The following is a 19,196-nucleotide window of genomic DNA, read 5'->3' as shown; positions in this document are numbered from 1 at the left end:
ATACGCCCCTTCGGCTTCGGTCGTTTCGACAGCGCCCCATTCCGGCTCGTCTCGGCCCCCTTATGTACATTTTTATTGGCCGCGGCCATGGGCCGGATCATTCCGCCGGCGTGTGTTCGCGCCGGTTGGCGGGTGCGACACGGCAGGCCGAGAATTTGAACTCGGGGATTTTGCCATAGGGATCCAGCGCCGGATTGGTCAGGGTGTTTGCGGCGGCCTCGACGAAGGCAAAGGGCAGAAACACCATATCCGTGGCAATCGCGCGATCGGCGCGGGCCATCACCTCGATCTTTCCGCGCCGGGTTTCCAGCGCGATCATGTCGCCGGGTTCGACGCCCAGTCGGCGTAGCGTCTGCGGATGCAGCGACGCATTGGCTTCGGGTTCGGCCCAATCCAGCACCGAGGAACGGCGGGTCATCGAGCCGGTATGCCAATGTTCCAGCTGCCGTCCGGTGGTCAGGATCATAGGATATTCGTCATCCGGGGTTTCCGCCGGCGCGGTGACGTTGGCCGGCGTGAACCGGGCGCGCCCCTCGGGTCGGGGGAAACCGTCGCCGAACACGATGGGCTGGCCCGGGTCCTCGGGTGAGAGGCTGGGATAGGTGACAGCGGTGTTTTCCAACCGGTCCCATGTGATGTTTTTCAGGCTGGGCATGTTCTGCGTCATTTCGGCGAACACCTGGCGCGGATGATCATAGGCCCAGCCCAGCCCCAGCCGTTTGGCCAGTTCGACGGTGATCCACCAATCCTCGCGGGCGTCGCCGGGGGGCGGCACCGCCGGACGGCCCATCTGGACCTGCCGGTTGGTGTTTGTCACGGTCCCGGTTTTCTCCGGCCAGGCCGAGGATGGCAGAACCACATCGGCGAAGTTGGCCGTCTCGGTCAGAAAGATGTCCTGGACCACCAGGTGATCCAGCTTGGCCAGGGCGGCGCGGGCATGTTCCACGTCCGGGTCGGACATGGCCGGGTTCTCGCCCATGATATACATGCCGCGGATGGAACCGGCGTGAATGGCGTCGATGATTTCGACCACCGTCAGCCCCTTCTTGTTTGAGAAATCCCCGGAGTCCCAGAGCTGTGCAAAAGCCGCACGCACGGCGTCGTCTTCGACCGACTGATAATCCGGCAGAAACATCGGAATCAGGCCGGCATCCGACGCACCCTGCACGTTGTTCTGCCCGCGCAGCGGATGCAGCCCGGCGCCGGGACGCCCGACCTGGCCGCACATCAGCGCCAGACTGATCAGGCAGCGGGAGTTGTCGGTGCCGTGAATGTGCTGACTGACCCCCATGCCCCAAAAGATCATCGCCGCCTTTGCGCCGGCAAAGGTCCGGGCGACTTCGCGCAGCATCTCGGCCGGGATGCCGCACAGCGGTTCCATCTTCTCGGGCGTGAAATCGGCCAGATGGGCCTTCATGGCTTCCCAGTTCTCGGTAAAGGCGGCGATATATTGTTCGTCATACAGCCCCTCGTCGACGATCACGTTCATGATCGCGTTCAGCATCGCCACATCGGTGCCAGGTCGGAATTGCAGCATGTGGCTGGCAAACCGGCGCAATCCCACGCCGCGCGGATCCATCACGATCAGCTTGCCGCCGCGCTTGGTGAACTGTTTGAAATAGGTGGCCGCAACCGGGTGGTTTTCGACCGGGTTGGCGCCGATCACGATCGCCACATCGGCGTTTTCGATCTCGTTGAACGTGGCCGTCACGGCGCCCGAGCCGACGTTTTCCAGCAGCGCCGCGACCGAGGAGGCATGGCACAAGCGGGTGCAATGATCGACATTGTTGTGCCCAAACGCCTGGCGGATCAGCTTCTGGAACAGATAGGCCTCCTCGTTCGAACATTTGGCGCTGCCGAACCCGGCGATCTCGGCGCCGCGGCCCGCAAGCCCTTGGGCGGCAACCTCCAGCGCCTCGTCCCAGCTGGCCTCGCGGAAATGGCTGGACAGGTTGGCGGGATCGACGTTCAACCCCTTGGCGGGGGCATCGTCGCGCCGGATCAACGGCTTGGTCAGGCGGTGCGGGTGGTGGATATAGTCGAACCCGAACCGGCCCTTGACGCAGAGCCGGTTTTCATTAGCCGGACCGTCGATGCCATCGACCCAGGCGATCTTGTCATCCCTGACCTTGAAATTCAGCTGACAGCCGACACCGCAGAAGGGGCAGACGCTGTGTACCTCGCGGTCAAACTCGGCGCTGCTGCCATGACCGGTTTCGTCCAGCACCGACGCCGGCATCAGCGCCCCTGTCGGGCACGCCTGCACGCACTCACCGCAGGCCACGCAGGTCGATGCGCCCATCGGGTCGTTGAAATCAAAGGTGATACGCGCGTCGTGGCCCCGGCCAGACATGCCGATGACATCGTTGACTTGAACTTCGCGGCAGGCGCGGACGCACAGGTTGCAGTGGATGCAGGCGTCCAGATTGACCGACATCGCCAGATGCGACGCGTCCAACAGTGGCACGCGATCGCTTTCCAGGGCCGGGAACCGGCTGTCGCTGACGCCTTGCAGATCGGCCATCTGCCAGAAATGCGAGTCCCGGTCATGTGCCGCTTCGCGCGGCGGCTGGTCCGCCACCAGCATCTCGACCACCATTTTACGGGCCGTTGTGGCGCGGGCACTGTCGGTGGTGACCACCATCCCATCGGTCGGCGTACGAATGCACGAGGCCGCAAGTGTCCGTTCGCCGTCGATTTCGACCATGCAGGCCCGGCAGTTTCCGTCCGACCGGAAGTCGGGTGCATCCTTGTGACAAAGGTGCGGTATGGTGGTGCCAATACGTTTCGCCACCTGCCAGATGGTTTCATCCGCCTCGGCGGTGACGTCCCGGCCGTTCAGTTTGAATGTGACAGACTTGCTCATGACTCAGACCTCGTCCGCGAAATGTTTCATGGTCAGCAGGATCGGATTGGGCGCCGCCTGTCCCAGACCACAGATGCTGGCGTCGACCATCACATTGCACAGATCTGTCAGCAGCGGCTGGTCCCAGGTGTCGGCCTGCATCAGCTTGACCGCCTTTTCGCACCCGACCCGGCAGGGTGTGCACTGGCCACAGCTTTCATCCTCGAAAAACCGCAGCATGTTCAGTGCGGCATCCCGTGCGCTGTCCTGCTCGGACAGGATGACGATAGCGGCCGAGCCGATAAAGCTGCCGTGGGGCTGCAACGTATCGAAATCCATCGGAATGTCATTCATCGTTGCCGGCAGCAGGCCGGCCGACGGTCCGCCGGGTTGATACGCCTTGAACGCATGGCCCTCCAGCATGCCACCGCAGGCCGCAATGATGTCGGCGATGGTCGAACCCGCAGGCAGCAGATAGACGCCGGGATTCTTGACCCGACCGGACACCGAATAGGAGCGCAATCCCTTGCGCCCGTTATGTTCCGTGGCGCTGAGCACTTCCGGTCCCTCACGGCAGATGCGCGCGACCCAGTACAGGGTTTCGACATTGTGCACGAGGGTCGGGCGGCCGAAAACGCCCACCTGCGCGACAAAGGGCGGTCGGTGGCGCGGGATGCCACGTTTACCTTCGATGCTTTCGATCATCGCGCTCTCTTCGCCGCAGATATAGGCGCCGGCGCCGCGCCGCAGGTCGATAAACCCGGCCGGCACCAACCCGGCGGCCTCGAGCGCGGCGATTTCGCGCCGCAGGATTTCCAGCACGGCCGGATATTCGTCGCGCATGTAGATAAAGCAGGTTTCCGCCTCGATCGCCCAGGCTGCGATCAGCATGCCTTCGAGGAACAGATGTGGTGTCCTCTCCAGATAGTACCGGTCCTTGAAGGTTCCGGGTTCGCCCTCATCGCCGTTCACGGCCAGATAGCGTGGTCCGGCTTCGGCGCGTACGAACGACCATTTTCGACCGGAAGGAAAGCCGGCACCGCCCAATCCGCGCAGGCCGGAACTCAGGATCTGTTCCTGAACCTTGTCCGGAGTCGCAGACCCACCGCGCAAAGCGGTCAACGCGTCATAGCCGCCATCGGCCCGGTAGTCCTTTAGTCCCTGGTAATCCGGCACATGCGCATGAATGTCGTTCGCCGAAATGGCGGACTGCACCCGTTCCGGTGTGGCATGATCGATGTGATTGTGACCGATTTCCAGCACCGGTGCAGAATCGCAGCGCCCCATGCAAGGCGCGCGCAAAACCCGCACCTTGGCCGGATCCAGCCCGTCCTTGAGGGCCGTCATCAACTGTTGTGCCCCGGCCAGTTCGCAGGACAGACTGTCGCAAACCCGTATGGTCAGGTCGGGCGGCGGCGTTTCACCCTCTTTCACCACGTCGAAATGGGCATAGAAACTGGCCACTTCGTACACTTCGGCCTGAGACAGACGCATCTCTTCGGCCAATGCGCGCAGATGTGCGGCGGACAGACAGCCATAGCGGTCCTGGATCAGATGCAGGAATTCGATCAGCAGGTCCCGGCGTCGGGGCGATTCACCCAAAAGCGCGCGCACCTCTTGCAGGGCCGCGTCGTCAAATTGACGCCCTTTCGGGGTTCTGCGCCCCTTGCCCTTGCCGGATTTCCACACGCCGGGTTTTGTGTTCACGACATTCATCTGCGCCACTCCGTTAGCTCACCGCTGTGTCTCAGGAATTCGCTATTGCATCAAATCGCCATTTCTTAACGCGTCATCCAATTTGGTTATAATGATCGCCGCACCGCCGCGCGAAACGCCGTGATGATCGGCGGGACCGGGGTTTGCTCCTTGATCGTCAACCCGATCGCCTGGGTCAGCAACGGCTCGACCAGATCCAGCTTGACCAGAGCTTGCGTTGAAAACGATGTTTCGGCAACGATTTTGGGGGCGATAGTTGCGGCGTTGCCGCTGGCGACCTGGGCCAGGACGGCGGTAAAGCCGTTGGCTTCCATCACCACGGTCGGGTGGGCGCCGATGCTGCGAAAGGTTTCGTCCACGAACTGGCGATTGCGCATGTCCGATGTCAAAAGGCATAACGGCAAGCTGGCCGCCTCGTCCCAGGTGGCCTGCCCCTGGCGGCGCGGCGCCAGGTTTTGCGGCGCGATCAGCACATAGCTTTCGTCATAAAGTTTCTCGGTGCAGTCCGGTTCGGCCTGTTCGACATAGGTGATGCCGGCGTCCAGCGAATAGTCGTTGAGGCGGATCGCAATCTGGCGCGAGGACAGCGACTGCAGTTCCAGCGATAGTTGCGGATGCGTCGCGCGCAGCTGCGACGACACCAGCGCGGCAAAGGGCAGGGCAGTCGGAATCGTGCCGATGACAAGCTTGCCGGTCAGGTTGTGGCGCAGCGCGTCGATTTCCTGCCGCATGCCCTCGAAATCGTTCAGCAACCGGCGCGCCCATTTCAGAACAACTTCGCCTTCGCGCGTAAAGCCCTGGAATTTGTTGCCGCGCCGGACAAGGGGGATGGCAAAGGCGTGTTCCATCTTGCGGATACGCGCCGAAAAGGCGGGCTGGGAAATTCCGCAATCATCGGCGGCGCGCGAAAAATGTTTGTGACGCGCCAGCGAGACCAGCAATCGCAAGTCGCGGATCTCCGACATCTGTTCTCCTGGTCTGACTTGGCTGCGATGCCGCTTGACCGGCACCAGGTGCCGGCCACGCTAGGCGCCGATTGGAGGACACGCCAGAAAATTCGAAACCAAGAACGGCCAAGACATTCCTGTGGCGGGCGTTCCGGCATGGCATCGCGGTCTGTCGAACCACCCGCCGGACACTGCCCATTGGCGGGCGGTAGATGGTTGGTTCAAACACGAGAGGACCCGGTGCCGTCGATCCGGATCAATTCCGATGATCAAGGGAAATAGCTGCGCACCAGCGCTCCTGCAATCAGACTCCAGCCATCGGCGACGACAAAAAAGGCCAGCTTGAACGGCAGTGAGACAATGGCCGGCGGCACCATCATCATGCCCATGGACATGAGGACAGCCGCAACGACAAGGTCGATGATCAGGAAGGGCAGGAAGACCAGAAACCCGATCTGAAAGGCACGGGCGATTTCCGACAACAGAAAGCTCGGCACCAGAACCGAGAGTGGCGCATCGGGGCCGTTTTCGATAGTCGCCGCGTCCGGCCGCAGTTCCGCCATCGCCCGAAAGGTGTCGGGATCGAGGCGCGCGGCCATGAACACGCGAAAGGGTTTCAGCGCGTTTGTCATCGCCGCGTCGATCTCTATCTGTTCTTCCATCAGCGGGCTTATCCCGGTCTCCCAGGCCTCGCTGAAGACGGGTTCCATCACGAAATAGGTCAGGAATAGCGCCAGGCTGACGATTAGCATGTTTGGCGGCGATTGCTGCAAGCCGATCGCCTGCCGCAAAATGGCCAGAACCGTGACCAGGAATGGAAAGCAGGTGATCATGATCGCCAACCCGGGTGCCAGGCTGAGAACGGTGATCAGCAGGATCAACTGGATCGAACGCGCCGAAATCGAACCGTCTTCACCCAGAGAAAGCGTGAATTCCTGCGCGATGGCGGCCTGGGGCAGGGTGATCGCAACCGCGGCACAGAGTGCGCCGCAGGCCAATCGAAGTTCAGGTCTCATCCCAGGCCGTTCTGAAAATCGGCGATCTCGGTCAACCGGACCGCCAGTTGACCCGCGTGATCGCCACTGAGTTCCTCAAGCTGACCGCGTGCCACCAGCCGATCGCCGACATAAAGTTCGACGGGGTCCTCGACCCGTTTGTCCAGCGTCAAAACCGCGTTTTCCCCAAGTTTGACGAGATCGCGGATCAGCGGACGGGCTTTCCCCACCGAAACCGTAATTTCGATGGGAACCGTGACAAAGGGGCTGGGCTGATCCGCAGCCCTGCCGGACGAATCGGTTTGGTTATCCATTTTCTTTGACCTTCGTTGCTGTGTGGAAAAACGCGTCGATGGATTTCTGCAGAGACGACAGCATAAGCTGGCTGTCGATCTGACGTTCGCGATCACCGATCTGCAGGCAGACCTGCCCGGGACCCATGTCCCGGCTTTCGACGATCTCGACCGGCATCGCAAGATTCTGCCGCAGCGCCGGTTCTATGGCGTCGGCAGCGCCGGGCGGCACCTTCAGGGTAACGGGTTGCTCGATTTGCTGGCGCGCCATCTCGGAGCATTGCTCGACGATCTGCAGACCGACGGTCTGCATCATCGCCTGCGGCAGCACCGACTCGACCAGGGCTCGAAACACCGGTTCGACCGAGGACATCATCTGCGCCAGCGCTTCCTGATAGGTAAAAGACAGATCCTCGAGGTTACCGCCAAGCGCGCCGGTAATCCGGGTCTGGTCTTCGGCCTGGGCGCGGATGGCGTCATCCCAGCCTGCGGTATAGCCCTGTTCGAAGGATGCAAGCCGCAAGTCTTCGAGACCGTCGTCGCTCATCAGGTGGACCGGTTCATTGGCCGCGGTTTCGACACTGAAATCTTCGAGCAGATGAGATATCGCCATCATGCATTCTCCTCGTTTTCCTCAAGCCAACTGCGCAGGATTTCGACGGTTTCCTCCTGACGCTCCCCGATCATCGAACGCAAACGTTCGACCGGGGATTGACCGCCATCCGACAATGTAGGCAATCCTGCCGGGGTCTGCGGGGCGGAAGCGAATTCACCGGATTCGCTGTCGGCAATCTCGCCAGTCAGCACCGGGCCGGTCTCGAGATCTGCCGATGAATTACCAGGGCCGGCCGGCAAGGCAGCGACACCCGGCGCCGGCAGGCTCGGTGGCCGACTGAGAATGGGGCGAACCACAAACAGGCCGAGGATCAGAGCGACAATGGCCAGCGCCGCCATCTGGATCAACGCCATCAGGTCAAGGTTAAATTGCGACCAGAAGGAGGATTCTACTGCGGTGCCCAGCGGCGAAATCGTGGGCAGGTCCATCGATTTCAGTGTGATCACGTCTCCGCGTTCGGCATCGTAACCAACGGCAGAAGCAACCAGATCATGCAGGGCCGACAGTTCTTCTTGCGGGCGTTCCTGGAATGTCGCAGTTCCATCTTCGCCGGGTTGAGTCAGCCCGTTTACCAGAACGGCGACGGTCAGCCGCTTGACCGCGCCAGGTCCGCGGACGATTTCATGCTCTGTCTCGGACACTTCATAATTGACGCGTTCGCGGGTTTCGCTGGCCTTGGCCTTTGATCCTTCGCCGCCGGCCGCGTCGCCCTCGGGCAGGTTGGATGCGACCGAAACCTCGCCGCCGGCGGCATTCGAGGACGAATCGGTGCGTTCCTCGGTATCCGTACTGATCACGACGCGACCCTCGGGATCAAAGCGGCGTTCGCGGATGGATTCGGTCTGGGTCACCGTGTCGACGCTGACTTCGACCACGGCGTTGCCCGCGCCGACACGGGCTTCGACCAGGCGCAGCACGCGATCGCGCAACATTTGCGCCCGGTCATCGGCCGTATTGGGGCCGGCACCGGCGTCCACCGATCCGATCAAAATACCATTGGAGTCGATGACAGCCACGTTTTCCACTGACATGCCGGCCACGGCAGAGGCGACCAGAAATCGCACTGCATTGGCCTGGACCGTCGTGATCGGGGCACCGGATGGTACAACCGAAACCGATGCGGTGGGTTCCACCGAGCGTTGAAACGGGCTGGACCCGCTATTGGCGATGTGCACCCGGGCTTGGGCGACATGGGGGCTGGCGACGATGGTGCGGGCCAATTCACCTTCTTTCGCCCGCCAGTAGGCCGCATCGAACATTTGTGATGTCGTGCCGAAACCGGTCAGCGAATCAAGCAGTTCGTATCCGCGCCCGCCGTTTGCCGGCAGGCCTTCGCTGGCCAGGGTCATACGCAGTTCGTCGCGCATACTGCTCGGAACGTAGATCGAACCGCCGCGCACTTCGAATGGCGTACCGCGTTGTTCGAGAGAGCGGACGACATCCCCGGCCGAACCGCTTTCCAATCCCGCGTACAATAGTTTCATGGAAGGGGTCGTCGCCATTCTGGACATAACGACGAGGGTTACCGCGATGGCCAGGCCGGCCAATACGATGACCAACTGTTTGCGCCTGTCCAGGTCAACCCAAGCACTTTTGATCTGCTGCACGATGTCCTCCGTATCGTCGACGTTCTGCCAACGTTCTCCCATATTTGAGCCATTGGCCTTAACAATCGGTTAGTTCCTGCGCGGTTATGAAGAGACCGAACAAAGCGATAGGAATTGTAATGACCGATGCTGTAGCCGAAGCGCCGGTAGAAACGGCAAAATCGAAAAAAATACACCTGATTCTGGGGCTTGTGCTGGCCATTTTGGGTGGTGCTGGGGGGTTTTATGCGGTGTCGTCTGGAATGGTTGGCGGATCCGCGGACCAAGAGGAACACGCCGCTCCTGCCAGTGAGGTCGAGGCATTGCCGGATGTGGCCTTTGTCGAGATCGAACCGATTCTGATCTCGATTTCGGGCGGGTCGAATGTCGAGCATCTGCGTTTCCGAGGACAATTGGAGGTCGAAGCGGCCTATCAACAGGATGTCGAGCATATCCTGCCCCGGGTGGTGGATGTGCTGAACGGGTATCTGCGAGCGTTGGATGTCCGCGAACTGGAAGATTCTCTGGCCCTCAGTCGGTTGCGCGCGCAGATGCTGCGTCGGGTCCAGATGGTGGTCGGCAAAGGGCGTGTGCGCGACCTGCTGATCATCGAATTTGTGTTGAACTAGGAGACGGTCATGGAATTTATTGCAGACATTCTGTTGGTCGCGGGCGCTTTGGGGGCCGGGTTCTATTGTTTCGTTCTGGCCCGCCGGCTGAAGCGATTCAACGATCTTGAAAAGGGCGTCGGTGGGGCCGTTGCGGTGCTGTCGGCGCAGGTCGACGATTTGAGCAAGACGCTGATCGCCGCACGCGACGCTTCTGACTCGTCCAATGCCGCTCTGACGGAACTGACTGGCCGCGCGGAAACTGTGGCGGCTCGGCTGGAGTTGATGATGGCATCTCTGCACGACATCCCCGACGCGGAACCGGCTGTTTCGGAAGCAGAGCAAAGCGACGATCCGGCACCTGCGCAGCCTGTCGAAGCGATGAACGGCCGCGACAATACGGCCATTACGCCCTCGGGACCGATGTTCGTTCGTCACGGGCGCGCCCGGGCGGGAGTGGCGCAATGAGCAGAAAACCCGATGCCGGCCGAAAACGCCGTGTACGCGGCAGCGCCTTGTTGGTGATTTCCCTGCTGATGATAGGTTCCGCCTCGTTGCGGGTCGGATTGCAGGCCGGACCTGCAATTGCCCGGGATTCACCAAAACCGGACCAACCCGAGGAGTCTCGCATGGAAACTGCTATACCCGGTACGCCCGCCCCGGCGGAATTGCAGAGCATGCTGGCGGCATTTCAGAAACGCGAAGAGACCTTGCAAATCCGGGAAACGCAGATTGAAGATCGGTTCAAGGCGCTGGAAATTGCCGAGCGCGCGATCAACGAGCGCCTGGCAGCTCTGCAGGCGGCCGAACAGCAACTGACGGCGACCCTGGCGATTGCCGATGTTGCATCGGAGGAAGATCTGACGCGGCTGACAAGTGTTTACGAGAAAATGAAGCCGAAGCAGTCAGCAGCCCTTTTCGAAGAGATGGACCCGGAATTCGCGGCCGGATTTCTGGCGCGCATGCGTCCCGAGGCCGCCGCCGGCATCATGGCTGGTCTGAGCCCGATGGCGGCCTACACGATCAGTGTAGTCCTGGCCGGACGGAATGCATCCGTCCCGAAGGAGTAATTTCGCTGACAGACTCAATGTTTGTTAAGGCGAACCGGCGAAACTGTCCAAAACCATACAGAATGGAGTCGGAATATGATCGGCATCATCGGCATTGTCACCATATTCGGAATGGTGTTCGGCGGTTACCTGTTGGCCGGCGGCAAAATGGCCATCATTCTGAAATCGCTGCCGTTCGAAATGATCATGATCGGGGGCGCGGCACTGGGCGCGTTTCTGATCAGCAATGACATGGCCGCGATCAAGCATACGGCCAAGGATATCGGCAAGGTTTTCAAGGGTCCCAAGTGGAAACCCGAGGACTATAGCGATCTGCTGTGCCTGCTGTTTGCCCTGATTCGCATCGCGCGTCAGAACCCGGTCGAGGTGGAGCAACATATCGAGGATCCGGAAAACTCTTCGGTCTTCTCGAAATATCCAAAGATCCAGGCCGACGGAGAAGCCGTCAATCTGATCTGTGACACGATGCGCTCGGCCGCGATGAACTACGACGATCCGCACCAGGTCGAAGAGGTGCTGGACAAGCGCATGGACGTCAATCTGCATCACGCCCTGCATTCCAGTCACGCGCTGCAGACGGTAGCCGACGGGTTGCCGGCCCTTGGCATCGTCGCGGCTGTTCTCGGTGTCATCAAGACAATGGGATCGATCGACCAGCCGCCCGAGGTTCTGGGCAAACTGATCGGCGGCGCTCTGGTTGGTACGTTTCTTGGGGTTTTTCTGGCCTACGGTTTGGTTGGTCCTTTTGCGGCCAAGGTCAAGACAGTGGTCGAAGAGGACAGCCACTTCTACTTGCTGATCCGCGAGGTCCTGATCGCCAACCTGCACAATCACGCGGCTGCAATCTGTATCGAGGTCGGACGCCAGAACACGCCGGCGCATTGCCGTCCGAAATTCTCGGACCTTGAAGAAGCGCTGAAAGCCGTCAAGCAGGACGCGGCATGATTCGCACGCTGGTCGCAATTTTTCTCTTCGGTCTTTCCGGCGGGGCATATGCGGCGCCGACGGTGGTCGTGCGATCTGGCGAGCACGGTACGTTCTCGCGGTTGGTGATGCAGGTTCCCGAAAACGTCGAGTGGAGCCTGGAGCAGGGCGAGGGTCAGGCGGCCCTGAACCTGCAGATGCCAGGAGTTCAATTCGACACAAGTCAGGCGTTTGACCGCATTCCCAAGACCCGCCTGACCGGCTTGACGCAAAAAGAACAGGGCGGAGCGCTCGATCTGATTTTGGGGTGCGACTGTCAGGTTGTCGGGTTCCGGCATTCCGGAGCGCTATTGGTCATCGACATTTCGGACCCTGTAGAGCAACCTGCAGTCTTGCCCTACATGCTCCCACAGATCGGCCAGAACACGTATCGCTTCAGCATTGCGACAGCCACGAAACAGGCCGAAGCTTTCCGTCTTCCCGTCACCAGAAACCTTGCAGAGGCAATACGCAAACCGAAACAGAACAATCCCGAACCCGCTGAAAATCCGAACCTTCATACGCCGAAGATCGACATAAACGCCTCTGAGCAGCGCCTGCTGGAGCAGATCGGGAGAGCCGCCGATCAGGGGTTGTTGGCGCCGCTGGTACCACGCCTGCCCACCGCGCAACGGGAAGCCGATAACGAGCCGATCGGCAATGTGGGGATTGGTGTCGCCGAAACAGAATTGAAGGACTTTCCGCCGATCAGCGTGTCCGCAGAGACCGTCATGGACCGCGACATGTCCGTGGTTGCGGGGGCTCTGACACATCTGGCACCCAAGGAGGAATGTCTGGATTCCCGGATGGTGGCCTTGCACAAATGGGGTGGCAAAGGCGATTTCGCTCATCAGATAGGTGTTCTGCGTTCCGACTTGTTCGGCGAATTCGATCGCCCGAATTCCGACGCCATCGTCGCGCTGGCAAAGGCGTATCTGCATTTCGGTTTTGGTGCCGAAGCGCGAGAGGTTCTCTTGCTGGATCCGGAACACGAGGCGGACAACAAAGTGCTGTTCGGCCTTGCCGACATCATAGACGATTGGCCCGGACATGGTGAAAAGGCCTTTGTCGGCCAACAAAACTGCGCGGAAGACGTTGCGATGTGGTCGGTTTTGTCGAAACCGGATCACGCTTGGGATGCGAATACCCAGGCCGTGTTGCAGGCCTTTGCGCGCTTGCCTTGGAATCTGAGAGAGTTGTTGGGTCCGCGGCTTAGCCGCATATTCACCGGCTTGGACGATGTCGAGACCGCCTCGGCGATCCTGAGGGCAATCGATCGTTCAGACGACGAGACCGGGTCCGAACAGGACTTGGCCGCCGCTGAGATCGATCAATCACGTGGTCAACACGAACTTGCGGTAGAAAAGATATCCGCAGTTGTCGAGTCCGGATCGCGGCATTCTCCGGATGCGCTTGTCGGTCTGATCGACACTCAATGGCGCGAGCGGATGCCGGTTGCGGATGATATCCCTCTTTTAGCTGCGGCCTATGCTTCCGAGTATCGAAATTCAAAGCTGGGGCCAAATCTGCGTCGGGTCCACGCGATTGCGCAAGCGATGACAGGGCAGTTCGATGCCGCGTTTCAAACACTTGATCACATTAGGCAGAACGACGGATCGGGTGCCGAACACCGGGCATTGGTGCCGGTCCTGCACCTGATGGCGGAAAACGCAGATGACGTAACCTTTCTCAAATTCGGGCTCTGGCAGGCGGAAAAAACACACGTTTCAATGCCCAGCGACCTCGAGGAGAAACTGGCTCGCCGAATGCTCGATCTGGGTTTTGCGGAGCCGGCGTCGGAACTGCTTGCAACCAGCGGTTTGCAGCCGGCATCCCAAGATCGTAAACTCATGCGGGCCGAAGCGGCTCTGTTGATGGACCTACCGCATCGGGCGCTTGTGGAACTGTTGAGCCTTTCTGGTCCCGAAGCCGCCCGTCTCAGGGCACAGGCACTGCGGCGCAACGGCGAGTATCGATCAGCCGGGCAAGTACTGCTGGATACCGATCTGACGGATGAAGCATCACGCAGCCTGTGGCTTAGCGAAGCCTGGGAGGAGGTGCGGGAGGGTTCGGAGTCCCCGTATGATCGTATGGCCAAAGTGTCTTTGGAACTGACGCAAAACACATCCGTTCTGGAAGAGTTGACGCCATTGGCAAGAGCGCAGGTCTTGCTGGAAAACAGCCAGACAGCGCGCGCGCAGATCGGTGACCTGCTGGAACAGGCTGAACCAGTTCCGGGCGCAGAGTAGCGCGCGTTGCCGCAAAACTTTGCGGTCCACCTTTATAAGAATCTGCGTCTTGGGCTTGGGCCAGTGCCTCGCGAAACACCGACGCACAATAACCAATTATAAACACGCCCGATCTAACGTCGCAACAACCTAGAAACAGGGTTTGGATTGGGCAGAATGCCACGAAAGAGAACAGTATGTGCACCAGTGACCGGTTGCACCGGAAAGATCACCATGGCGATCACCCTTGCCATCGGCTTGTCTGGCCTGTTTCTGGCGGCCGCCCCGATGGCAGGTGCAAGCGCGAGAAACGACAACAATGCGCAGCTGTGTGACCATGCCGCCAGATCGGCCGCGCAGAATCGCGGCGTGCCCTATGACGTTCTGAAGGCAATTTCCCGCGTCGAAACCGGGCGCAACGGCGCCAATGGGTTGGAGCCCTGGCCCTGGACGGTGAACATGGAGGGAACCGGAAAGTGGTTTGAAACCGAAGATGCGGCGCGCGCATATGTCTTCAAGCATTTCAAGCGCGGTGCGCGCAGTTTCGATGTCGGTTGTTTCCAGGTCAATTACAAATGGCACGGAGCGGCGTTTCGGTCCATAGACGAGATGTTCGATCCGATGATCAACGCCAACTATGCAGCTGGATTTCTGAGAGAACTTTATCAGGAGTTCGGCGATTGGTCGGCTGCGGCCGGAGCCTACCACTCGCGAACGCCGGCCTATGCACGCAGCTACGCGGTGCGGTTTGACAAGGTTCGCGGCACGCTGAGCCCAGATCGGGACATTGCGGCCCTGCCTGACGTGAGGACAGGCCGTGAGCGTGGCGCCGGATTGCTTGGATCGGCTGCCCGGGCACCGCTGTTCGGTCGTGGTGCGACACAGATGGGGTCGCTGGTGCCCGTAGCGCCGCGGAATTCCGCCGGCGGGCCGGCCTTCGTCGTCTTGAACTGAGGGTGCCGAACATGCCAAAATTCACCGCGAAAGACCTGTTCAGCCCGACAGTTCTGTTGGCTCTGGCGCTTATGGCCGTGATCGTGATGATGATCCTGCCGATGCCGGCATGGGTACTGGACATCGGACTTGCCGCCTCGTTCGGCCTGGCAATCCTGATTTTCACCGTTACACTGTTCATAGAGCGACCGCTGGATTTTTCCGCCTTTCCGACCATCCTGCTGGCATCATTGATGTTGCGCCTGTCGCTGAACGTGTCCTCGACAAAGCTGATCATCGGGCAAGGGCATACCGGCCCGAACGCTGCTGGCGACGTGATCGAAGGCTTTGCGCAATTCGTCATGGGCGGCAGCGTATTTCTGGGCCTTGTGGTTTTCGGCGTTCTGCTGATCGTGAATTTCATGGTCATCACCAAGGGGGCCGCGCGCATGGCCGAAGTCGGCGCCAGGTTCGCGCTGGACGGGATGCCGGGCAAACAGCTGGCCATCGACAGCGACATGTCGGCGGGGGCCATCGACCACCGTCAGGCCAAAGAGCGCCGCGAGCTGGAGCAGCAGGAAACGACGTTTTTCGGGTCGCTCGACGGGGCCTCGAAATTTGTCAAGGGAGATGCGGTCGCCGGTCTGTTGATCACCCTCCTCAACCTGATCGTTGGGCTGGTCATGGGCGTTGTCGTTCACCAGATGCCCATCGGGGCTGCGTTCGAGACCTATGCGATTCTGACCGTGGGCGACGGCCTGGTGACGCAGATTCCGGCCGTGATCATCTCCATCGCGTCGGCGCTGTTGCTGGCGCGCGGTGGAACTCAGGGCGCTACCGATCTGGCCCTGTTCGATCAGCTGGGCAAGCACCCGGCCGCACTGGCAACAGTGGCGGTTCTGATGGCGATGTTCGGGCTGGTTCCGGGATTGCCGTTTCTACCATTCATGCTGGGCGGCGCGGTTCTGGGTGTCGCGGCATACAAGATGAAGAAACGCTCGGACACCGCTGCCGAAATCGCCGACGAGGCGGAGGTCCAGGAACCGGTGCGCAAGGCGCTGGGCGATGTTCTTGATCTGGACGACGTGCACTTGGAATTCGCACCAGACCTGGTCAGCATGATCCTCGATCCCGGGACCGGTCTGGACACGAGAATTGCCAATATGCGCACCCATGTGGCAACGGTGTTCGGGCTAATCCTGCCGGATATCCGACTGACCGACCAACCGGAATTGCAGATCGGAACCTATGTTATCCGGATCCAGGGCGTTGAACAGGTCCGCGGTGTGCTGCATCCGGATCTGGTGTTGGCGCTGATGCCCGAGGACCAGGGGGCCCTGCCGATGGGCAAGGACGTGACCGAACCGGTCTATGGCGCGCCGGCGCGCTGGATTTCGCCCAAAGACCAAGAAACTGCGGCGCTGGTTGGCGCGACAATCGTGACGCCGGCGGAAATTCTAGCGACCCATCTGCTGGAAGTGATCAAACAGAACTTTCCGCGCTTGCTGACGCTGAAGTCGTTGCGCCGGCTGTTGTCCGAGATGACACAATTGTCCGACCCGGGGCGTTCCGAGGCCAATCGGAAACTGCTGGATGAACTCATCCCCGACAAGGTGCCGATAGATACCCTGCACAGCGTTCTGCGCCTGCTGCTGGAAGAGCGTGTGTCGATCCGAAACATGCCGCTGATTCTTGAAGCGATTGCCGAGGCACGGCTGGCCACGACACAGCCGGAAAGCATTTGCGAAATCGTGCGCCAACGCATGGGTTTCCAGCTGGTGGCCGAACTGAAGCGCGAGGACGGCAGCATTCCGCTGGTGCAGCTGGCACCGGAATGGGAAGACACGTTCATGACCTATCAGGTCGAGACGAAACAGGGCGCTTTTGACATCGCTCTGCCGCCCGAGTTGTTCAACAAGCTGGCGGACGGAGTTTCGGACCGGCTGAACCAGACCTCGAACCAGGGGGTGTACCCGGCCGTGGTGACATCGACCCGTCGCCGGCGTTTCCTGAAGACCATTCTGCGGGCGCGCGGGTTGCCCAATCCGGTGCTGTCTTTCGAGGAAATCGGACTGGAAGCGCGCCCTGCCCTGGTGGGGATGGTGGCCGCATGATCGGCGTGCCGCAAGAACTTTTGTCGCTCATGTCCCTGGGCCTGTGGCACGGATTCATTGTCTTTATCCGGGTTTCGGCGCTGGTTTCGGTTCTGCCGGCTTTTGGCGAGCGGGCTGTGCCGATGCGGATCAAACTGGCGATCGCCATCGCGTTTGCTCTGATCATCATGCCGGCAATCCCGGCGCAGCCGGCGCCCGCGAATCTGCTGCAGATCGGCAATCTGGCGGTGACCGAAGCAATCATCGGGCTGGCACTAGGACTTGGCATCCGGCTGTTTGTTCTGGCGCTGCAGACGGCCGGTTCGATGGCGGCTCAGTCTACGTCACTGTCACAGATCCTGGGCGGCGCGGCGGCCGAGCCGATCCCGGCGATGGGGTATGTTCTGGTCGTCGGCGGTCTGGCCCTGGCAGTGATGTCCGGGCTCCACGTCCGGGCGGCAGAATTGTTGATATATTCCTATCAGCTGTTTCCTGTCGGCGAGTATCCGCAGGCGCGCGACCTGTCCAATTGGGGTGTGGTTCGCATTGCCGACGCCTTTGGGCTGGCCTTTCTGCTGGCGGCTCCTTTTGTCGTCACCTCGGTGATCTACAATCTGACTCTGGGTGTCATCAACCGGGCGATGCCGCAACTGATGGTCGCCTTTGTCGGCGCGCCTGTGATCACGATGGGCGGTATTTTTCTGCTGTTTCTCTGTGCGCCCTTCATGCTGGCGATCTGGGCTGATGCTCTGGTGGCCTTTCTGCAAGACCCGATGGCTCCGGCACGATGAGCGGCGGTGCCCAGGACGACACGGAAAAGTCGCACGAGGCCACGCCGCAAAAGCTGCAGAAGGCGCGCGAAAAGGGCGAGGTGGCGAAATCCACGGATCTGTCGGTGGCAGCCGCCTATGCCGGCCTGCTGCTGGCTGCCCTGTCGGTGGGCGCCGAATCGGTGAGCGAGCTGGGCACCACACTGATGGTTCTGCTGGATCAGCCTGAACAGTTTTCCGATCTGATGATTGCCGGCCCCGCCAGCGCGCCGGTGGGCGGGTTGCTCCTGGCACTGTCCGGATCGCTTGCGCCCTGGTTCGTGGTGCCGGCCGTTGCGGTGCTGCTGTCGATCCTGGCCCAGCGTGCTTTTGTCGTGGCGCCGACCAAGGTCAAGCCAAAGCTGTCGCGAATCTCGCTGATTTCCAATGCCAAGAACAAGTTCGGCCGATCCGGTCTGTTTGAATTTGCAAAAAGCTTCACCAAGCTCGTTCTGTATTCGGTCTGCCTGGGACTGTTCCTGAACGCCCGGTTGCCCGACGTCGTCGCACTGATCGGCTCGAACCCGATGATGGTGGCCGCTCAATTGGCGCGTCTCAGCATCGAGTTCCTGTTTTTGGTTCTGCTGATCGCGACGGTGATCGGCGGAATAGACGCGGTGTGGCAACATAACGAACATCTGCGCAAGAACCGCATGTCGCACAAAGAGATCACCGACGAGTCGAAAGAGGCCGAGGGCGATCCGCATCTCAAGCAGAAACGGCGCCAGCGCGGTCAGGAAATCGCGATGAACCAGATGATGTCCGAAGTTCCCGGCGCGGATGTGGTGATCGTCAATCCGACGCACTACGCGGTCGCGCTAAAGTGGAGCCGGTCGCCCGGCGCCGCGCCGGTCTGCGTCGCCAAGGGAGTGGACGAGATCGCCGCCGCCATTCGGAAATCGGCGCAATCCGCCGGCGTGCCTATCCATCACGATCCGCCGGCGGCGCGGGCGCTGCATGCGACGGTCGATCTGGGTCAGGAAATTCTGGAGGAACACTACCTGGCTGTGGCTGCGGCCATCCGGTTCGCAGAACAGATGCGCAGGCGCGCCAAGGGGCAGGCCTGATGAAACAGGACAAGTTGGCGCAGATGGCGCGGGTCACCGAAGCGGTGTATCTGAACGAGTTTCAGAAAGTGAAGAACATCCTGAACGAAGAAGCGCGGCTGCGGGGTGAATTGGCGCGGCTGCAGGCCCAGGAAGAGGCCGGGCGGCAGGAAATGGCGGATGGCCTGACGATGCAGGCCGTGGGTGCCGATCTGGTATGGCAGGCCTGGCTGTCGCGAAGCCGGCAGCAGCTGAATATCGAACTGGCACAGGTCATCGCGCGTAAATTGAACGCAATCAGCAAGGTTCGGCAGGCCTTTGGTCGCCAGAACGCCGTGAGTGCCATGCATGACAAGCTGCGTGCGGACCGGCAGGCCGAGCGCCAGAAGCGGGCGTTTGACGCCTTGTTGCAAAACAGGCAATTTCGATAGCACATGGTCCTGAACAG

The 19,196-nt window shown here is 60.7% G+C and carries 17 protein-coding genes; 10 read left to right on the top strand and 7 right to left on the bottom strand.

The features are described 5' to 3' along the window. Nucleotides 1–97: 97 nt before the first annotated feature. The 7 genes from fdhF to fliF all read right to left on the bottom strand — a co-directional run bounded on the left by fdhF (nt 98) and on the right by fliF (nt 9,061). Nucleotides 98–2,866, bottom strand: coding sequence for a formate dehydrogenase subunit alpha (fdhF, locus tag ACFMPD_RS00905; protein WP_380990617.1), 2,769 nt, complete (start codon nt 2,864–2,866; stop codon nt 98–100). A gap of 3 nt (nt 2,867–2,869) precedes the next feature. Then, on the bottom strand, nt 2,870–4,561 hold the full coding sequence (locus ACFMPD_RS00900; RefSeq protein WP_380990614.1) for an NAD(P)H-dependent oxidoreductase subunit E: 1,692 nt from the start codon (nt 4,559–4,561) through the stop codon (nt 2,870–2,872). A gap of 86 nt (nt 4,562–4,647) precedes the next feature. Further along, nucleotides 4,648–5,526: a LysR family transcriptional regulator gene (locus ACFMPD_RS00895; RefSeq protein WP_380990611.1), complete on the bottom strand. Its 879-nt coding sequence runs from the start codon at nt 5,524–5,526 to the stop codon at nt 4,648–4,650. A gap of 251 nt (nt 5,527–5,777) precedes the next feature. Further along, nucleotides 5,778–6,524 (bottom strand): flagellar type III secretion system pore protein FliP, encoded by a 747-nt coding sequence (gene fliP / locus ACFMPD_RS00890; RefSeq protein ID WP_380990608.1) that lies wholly within the window; start codon nt 6,522–6,524, stop codon nt 5,778–5,780. Then, on the bottom strand, nt 6,521–6,817 hold the full coding sequence (locus ACFMPD_RS00885) for a FliM/FliN family flagellar motor switch protein (protein ID WP_380990605.1): 297 nt from the start codon (nt 6,815–6,817) through the stop codon (nt 6,521–6,523). The genes fliP and ACFMPD_RS00885 overlap by 4 nt, the downstream gene beginning before the upstream one ends. Then, nucleotides 6,810–7,412 (bottom strand): FliH/SctL family protein, encoded by a 603-nt coding sequence (locus ACFMPD_RS00880; RefSeq protein ID WP_380990602.1) that lies wholly within the window; start codon nt 7,410–7,412, stop codon nt 6,810–6,812. Before ACFMPD_RS00880 ends, ACFMPD_RS00885 begins: the two co-directional genes overlap by 8 nt. Further along, complete coding sequence (gene fliF / locus ACFMPD_RS00875; RefSeq protein WP_380990600.1) at nt 7,409–9,061, bottom strand: flagellar basal-body MS-ring/collar protein FliF; 1,653 nt, start codon at nt 9,059–9,061, stop codon at nt 7,409–7,411. The genes ACFMPD_RS00880 and fliF overlap by 4 nt, the downstream gene beginning before the upstream one ends. A gap of 77 nt (nt 9,062–9,138) precedes the next feature. Between fliF and ACFMPD_RS00870 the strand changes: the two genes are divergently transcribed. The 10 genes from ACFMPD_RS00870 (at nt 9,139) to ACFMPD_RS00825 (ending at nt 19,179) form a co-directional block, all read left to right on the top strand. After that, nucleotides 9,139–9,627, top strand: coding sequence for a flagellar basal body-associated FliL family protein (locus ACFMPD_RS00870; protein ID WP_380991082.1), 489 nt, complete (start codon nt 9,139–9,141; stop codon nt 9,625–9,627). 9 nt (nt 9,628–9,636) lie between these two features. Next, nucleotides 9,637–10,074 carry a hypothetical protein gene (locus ACFMPD_RS00865; protein WP_380990597.1) on the top strand — a complete coding sequence of 146 codons (438 nt, stop codon included), beginning with the start codon at nt 9,637–9,639 and terminating at the stop codon, nt 10,072–10,074. Next, complete coding sequence (locus ACFMPD_RS00860) at nt 10,071–10,676, top strand: MotE family protein (RefSeq protein ID WP_380990595.1); 606 nt, start codon at nt 10,071–10,073, stop codon at nt 10,674–10,676. Before ACFMPD_RS00865 ends, ACFMPD_RS00860 begins: the two co-directional genes overlap by 4 nt. A gap of 75 nt (nt 10,677–10,751) precedes the next feature. Continuing rightward, entirely contained in the window at nt 10,752–11,621 is an 870-nt protein-coding gene (gene motA / locus ACFMPD_RS00855; RefSeq protein ID WP_380990592.1) for a flagellar motor stator protein MotA, read from the top strand. Next, nucleotides 11,618–13,888 (top strand): hypothetical protein, encoded by a 2,271-nt coding sequence (locus ACFMPD_RS00850; RefSeq protein ID WP_380990589.1) that lies wholly within the window; start codon nt 11,618–11,620, stop codon nt 13,886–13,888. The genes motA and ACFMPD_RS00850 overlap by 4 nt, the downstream gene beginning before the upstream one ends. A 213-nt stretch (nt 13,889–14,101) precedes the next feature. Next, on the top strand, nt 14,102–14,821 hold the full coding sequence (locus tag ACFMPD_RS00845) for a transglycosylase SLT domain-containing protein (RefSeq protein ID WP_380990586.1): 720 nt from the start codon (nt 14,102–14,104) through the stop codon (nt 14,819–14,821). Nucleotides 14,822–14,832: 11 nt separating this feature from the next. Continuing rightward, the gene (gene flhA, locus ACFMPD_RS00840; protein ID WP_380990583.1) at nt 14,833–16,914 is read left to right on the top strand and encodes a flagellar biosynthesis protein FlhA; all 2,082 of its coding nucleotides are present in this window, start codon (nt 14,833–14,835) and stop codon (nt 16,912–16,914) included. Then, nucleotides 16,911–17,684: a flagellar biosynthetic protein FliR gene (locus tag ACFMPD_RS00835; RefSeq protein WP_380990580.1), complete on the top strand. Its 774-nt coding sequence runs from the start codon at nt 16,911–16,913 to the stop codon at nt 17,682–17,684. Before flhA ends, ACFMPD_RS00835 begins: the two co-directional genes overlap by 4 nt. After that, the gene (locus ACFMPD_RS00830; RefSeq protein WP_380990577.1) at nt 17,681–18,769 is read left to right on the top strand and encodes an EscU/YscU/HrcU family type III secretion system export apparatus switch protein; all 1,089 of its coding nucleotides are present in this window, start codon (nt 17,681–17,683) and stop codon (nt 18,767–18,769) included. Before ACFMPD_RS00835 ends, ACFMPD_RS00830 begins: the two co-directional genes overlap by 4 nt. After that, nucleotides 18,769–19,179 carry a hypothetical protein gene (locus ACFMPD_RS00825; RefSeq protein WP_380990575.1) on the top strand — a complete coding sequence of 137 codons (411 nt, stop codon included), beginning with the start codon at nt 18,769–18,771 and terminating at the stop codon, nt 19,177–19,179. The genes ACFMPD_RS00830 and ACFMPD_RS00825 overlap by 1 nt, the downstream gene beginning before the upstream one ends. Nucleotides 19,180–19,196: the final 17 nt, after the last annotated feature.

It is taken from the genome of Sedimentitalea sediminis (assembly GCF_042687825.1).
Lineage (GTDB): Bacteria > Pseudomonadota > Alphaproteobacteria > Rhodobacterales > Rhodobacteraceae > Sedimentitalea.
The sequence above is the reverse complement of the archived record's forward strand: the minus strand, read 5'-3'. Positions and strand labels throughout refer to the sequence as shown.

Excerpts from the sequence above, each read along its gene's own strand:
- ACFMPD_RS00835 (WP_380990580.1), top strand. The coding sequence starts at position 16,911 with ATGATCGGCGTGCCGCAAGAACTTTTGTCGCTCATGTCCCTGGGCCTG.
- ACFMPD_RS00845 (WP_380990586.1), top strand. The coding sequence starts at position 14,102 with ATGGCGATCACCCTTGCCATCGGCTTGTCTGGCCTGTTTCTGGCGGCC.
- motA (WP_380990592.1), top strand. The coding sequence starts at position 10,752 with ATGATCGGCATCATCGGCATTGTCACCATATTCGGAATGGTGTTCGGC.
- fliF (WP_380990600.1), bottom strand. The coding sequence starts at position 9,061 with ATGGGAGAACGTTGGCAGAACGTCGACGATACGGAGGACATCGTGCAG.
- ACFMPD_RS00880 (WP_380990602.1), bottom strand. The coding sequence starts at position 7,412 with ATGATGGCGATATCTCATCTGCTCGAAGATTTCAGTGTCGAAACCGCG.
- ACFMPD_RS00885 (WP_380990605.1), bottom strand. The coding sequence starts at position 6,817 with ATGGATAACCAAACCGATTCGTCCGGCAGGGCTGCGGATCAGCCCAGC.
- flhA (WP_380990583.1), top strand. The coding sequence starts at position 14,833 with ATGCCAAAATTCACCGCGAAAGACCTGTTCAGCCCGACAGTTCTGTTG.
- ACFMPD_RS00860 (WP_380990595.1), top strand. The coding sequence starts at position 10,071 with ATGAGCAGAAAACCCGATGCCGGCCGAAAACGCCGTGTACGCGGCAGC.
- ACFMPD_RS00850 (WP_380990589.1), top strand. The coding sequence starts at position 11,618 with ATGATTCGCACGCTGGTCGCAATTTTTCTCTTCGGTCTTTCCGGCGGG.
- fdhF (WP_380990617.1), bottom strand. The coding sequence starts at position 2,866 with ATGAGCAAGTCTGTCACATTCAAACTGAACGGCCGGGACGTCACCGCC.
- fliP (WP_380990608.1), bottom strand. The coding sequence starts at position 6,524 with ATGAGACCTGAACTTCGATTGGCCTGCGGCGCACTCTGTGCCGCGGTT.
- ACFMPD_RS00825 (WP_380990575.1), top strand. The coding sequence starts at position 18,769 with ATGAAACAGGACAAGTTGGCGCAGATGGCGCGGGTCACCGAAGCGGTG.
- ACFMPD_RS00865 (WP_380990597.1), top strand. The coding sequence starts at position 9,637 with ATGGAATTTATTGCAGACATTCTGTTGGTCGCGGGCGCTTTGGGGGCC.
- ACFMPD_RS00870 (WP_380991082.1), top strand. The coding sequence starts at position 9,139 with ATGACCGATGCTGTAGCCGAAGCGCCGGTAGAAACGGCAAAATCGAAA.
- ACFMPD_RS00900 (WP_380990614.1), bottom strand. The coding sequence starts at position 4,561 with ATGAATGTCGTGAACACAAAACCCGGCGTGTGGAAATCCGGCAAGGGC.
- ACFMPD_RS00830 (WP_380990577.1), top strand. The coding sequence starts at position 17,681 with ATGAGCGGCGGTGCCCAGGACGACACGGAAAAGTCGCACGAGGCCACG.
- ACFMPD_RS00895 (WP_380990611.1), bottom strand. The coding sequence starts at position 5,526 with ATGTCGGAGATCCGCGACTTGCGATTGCTGGTCTCGCTGGCGCGTCAC.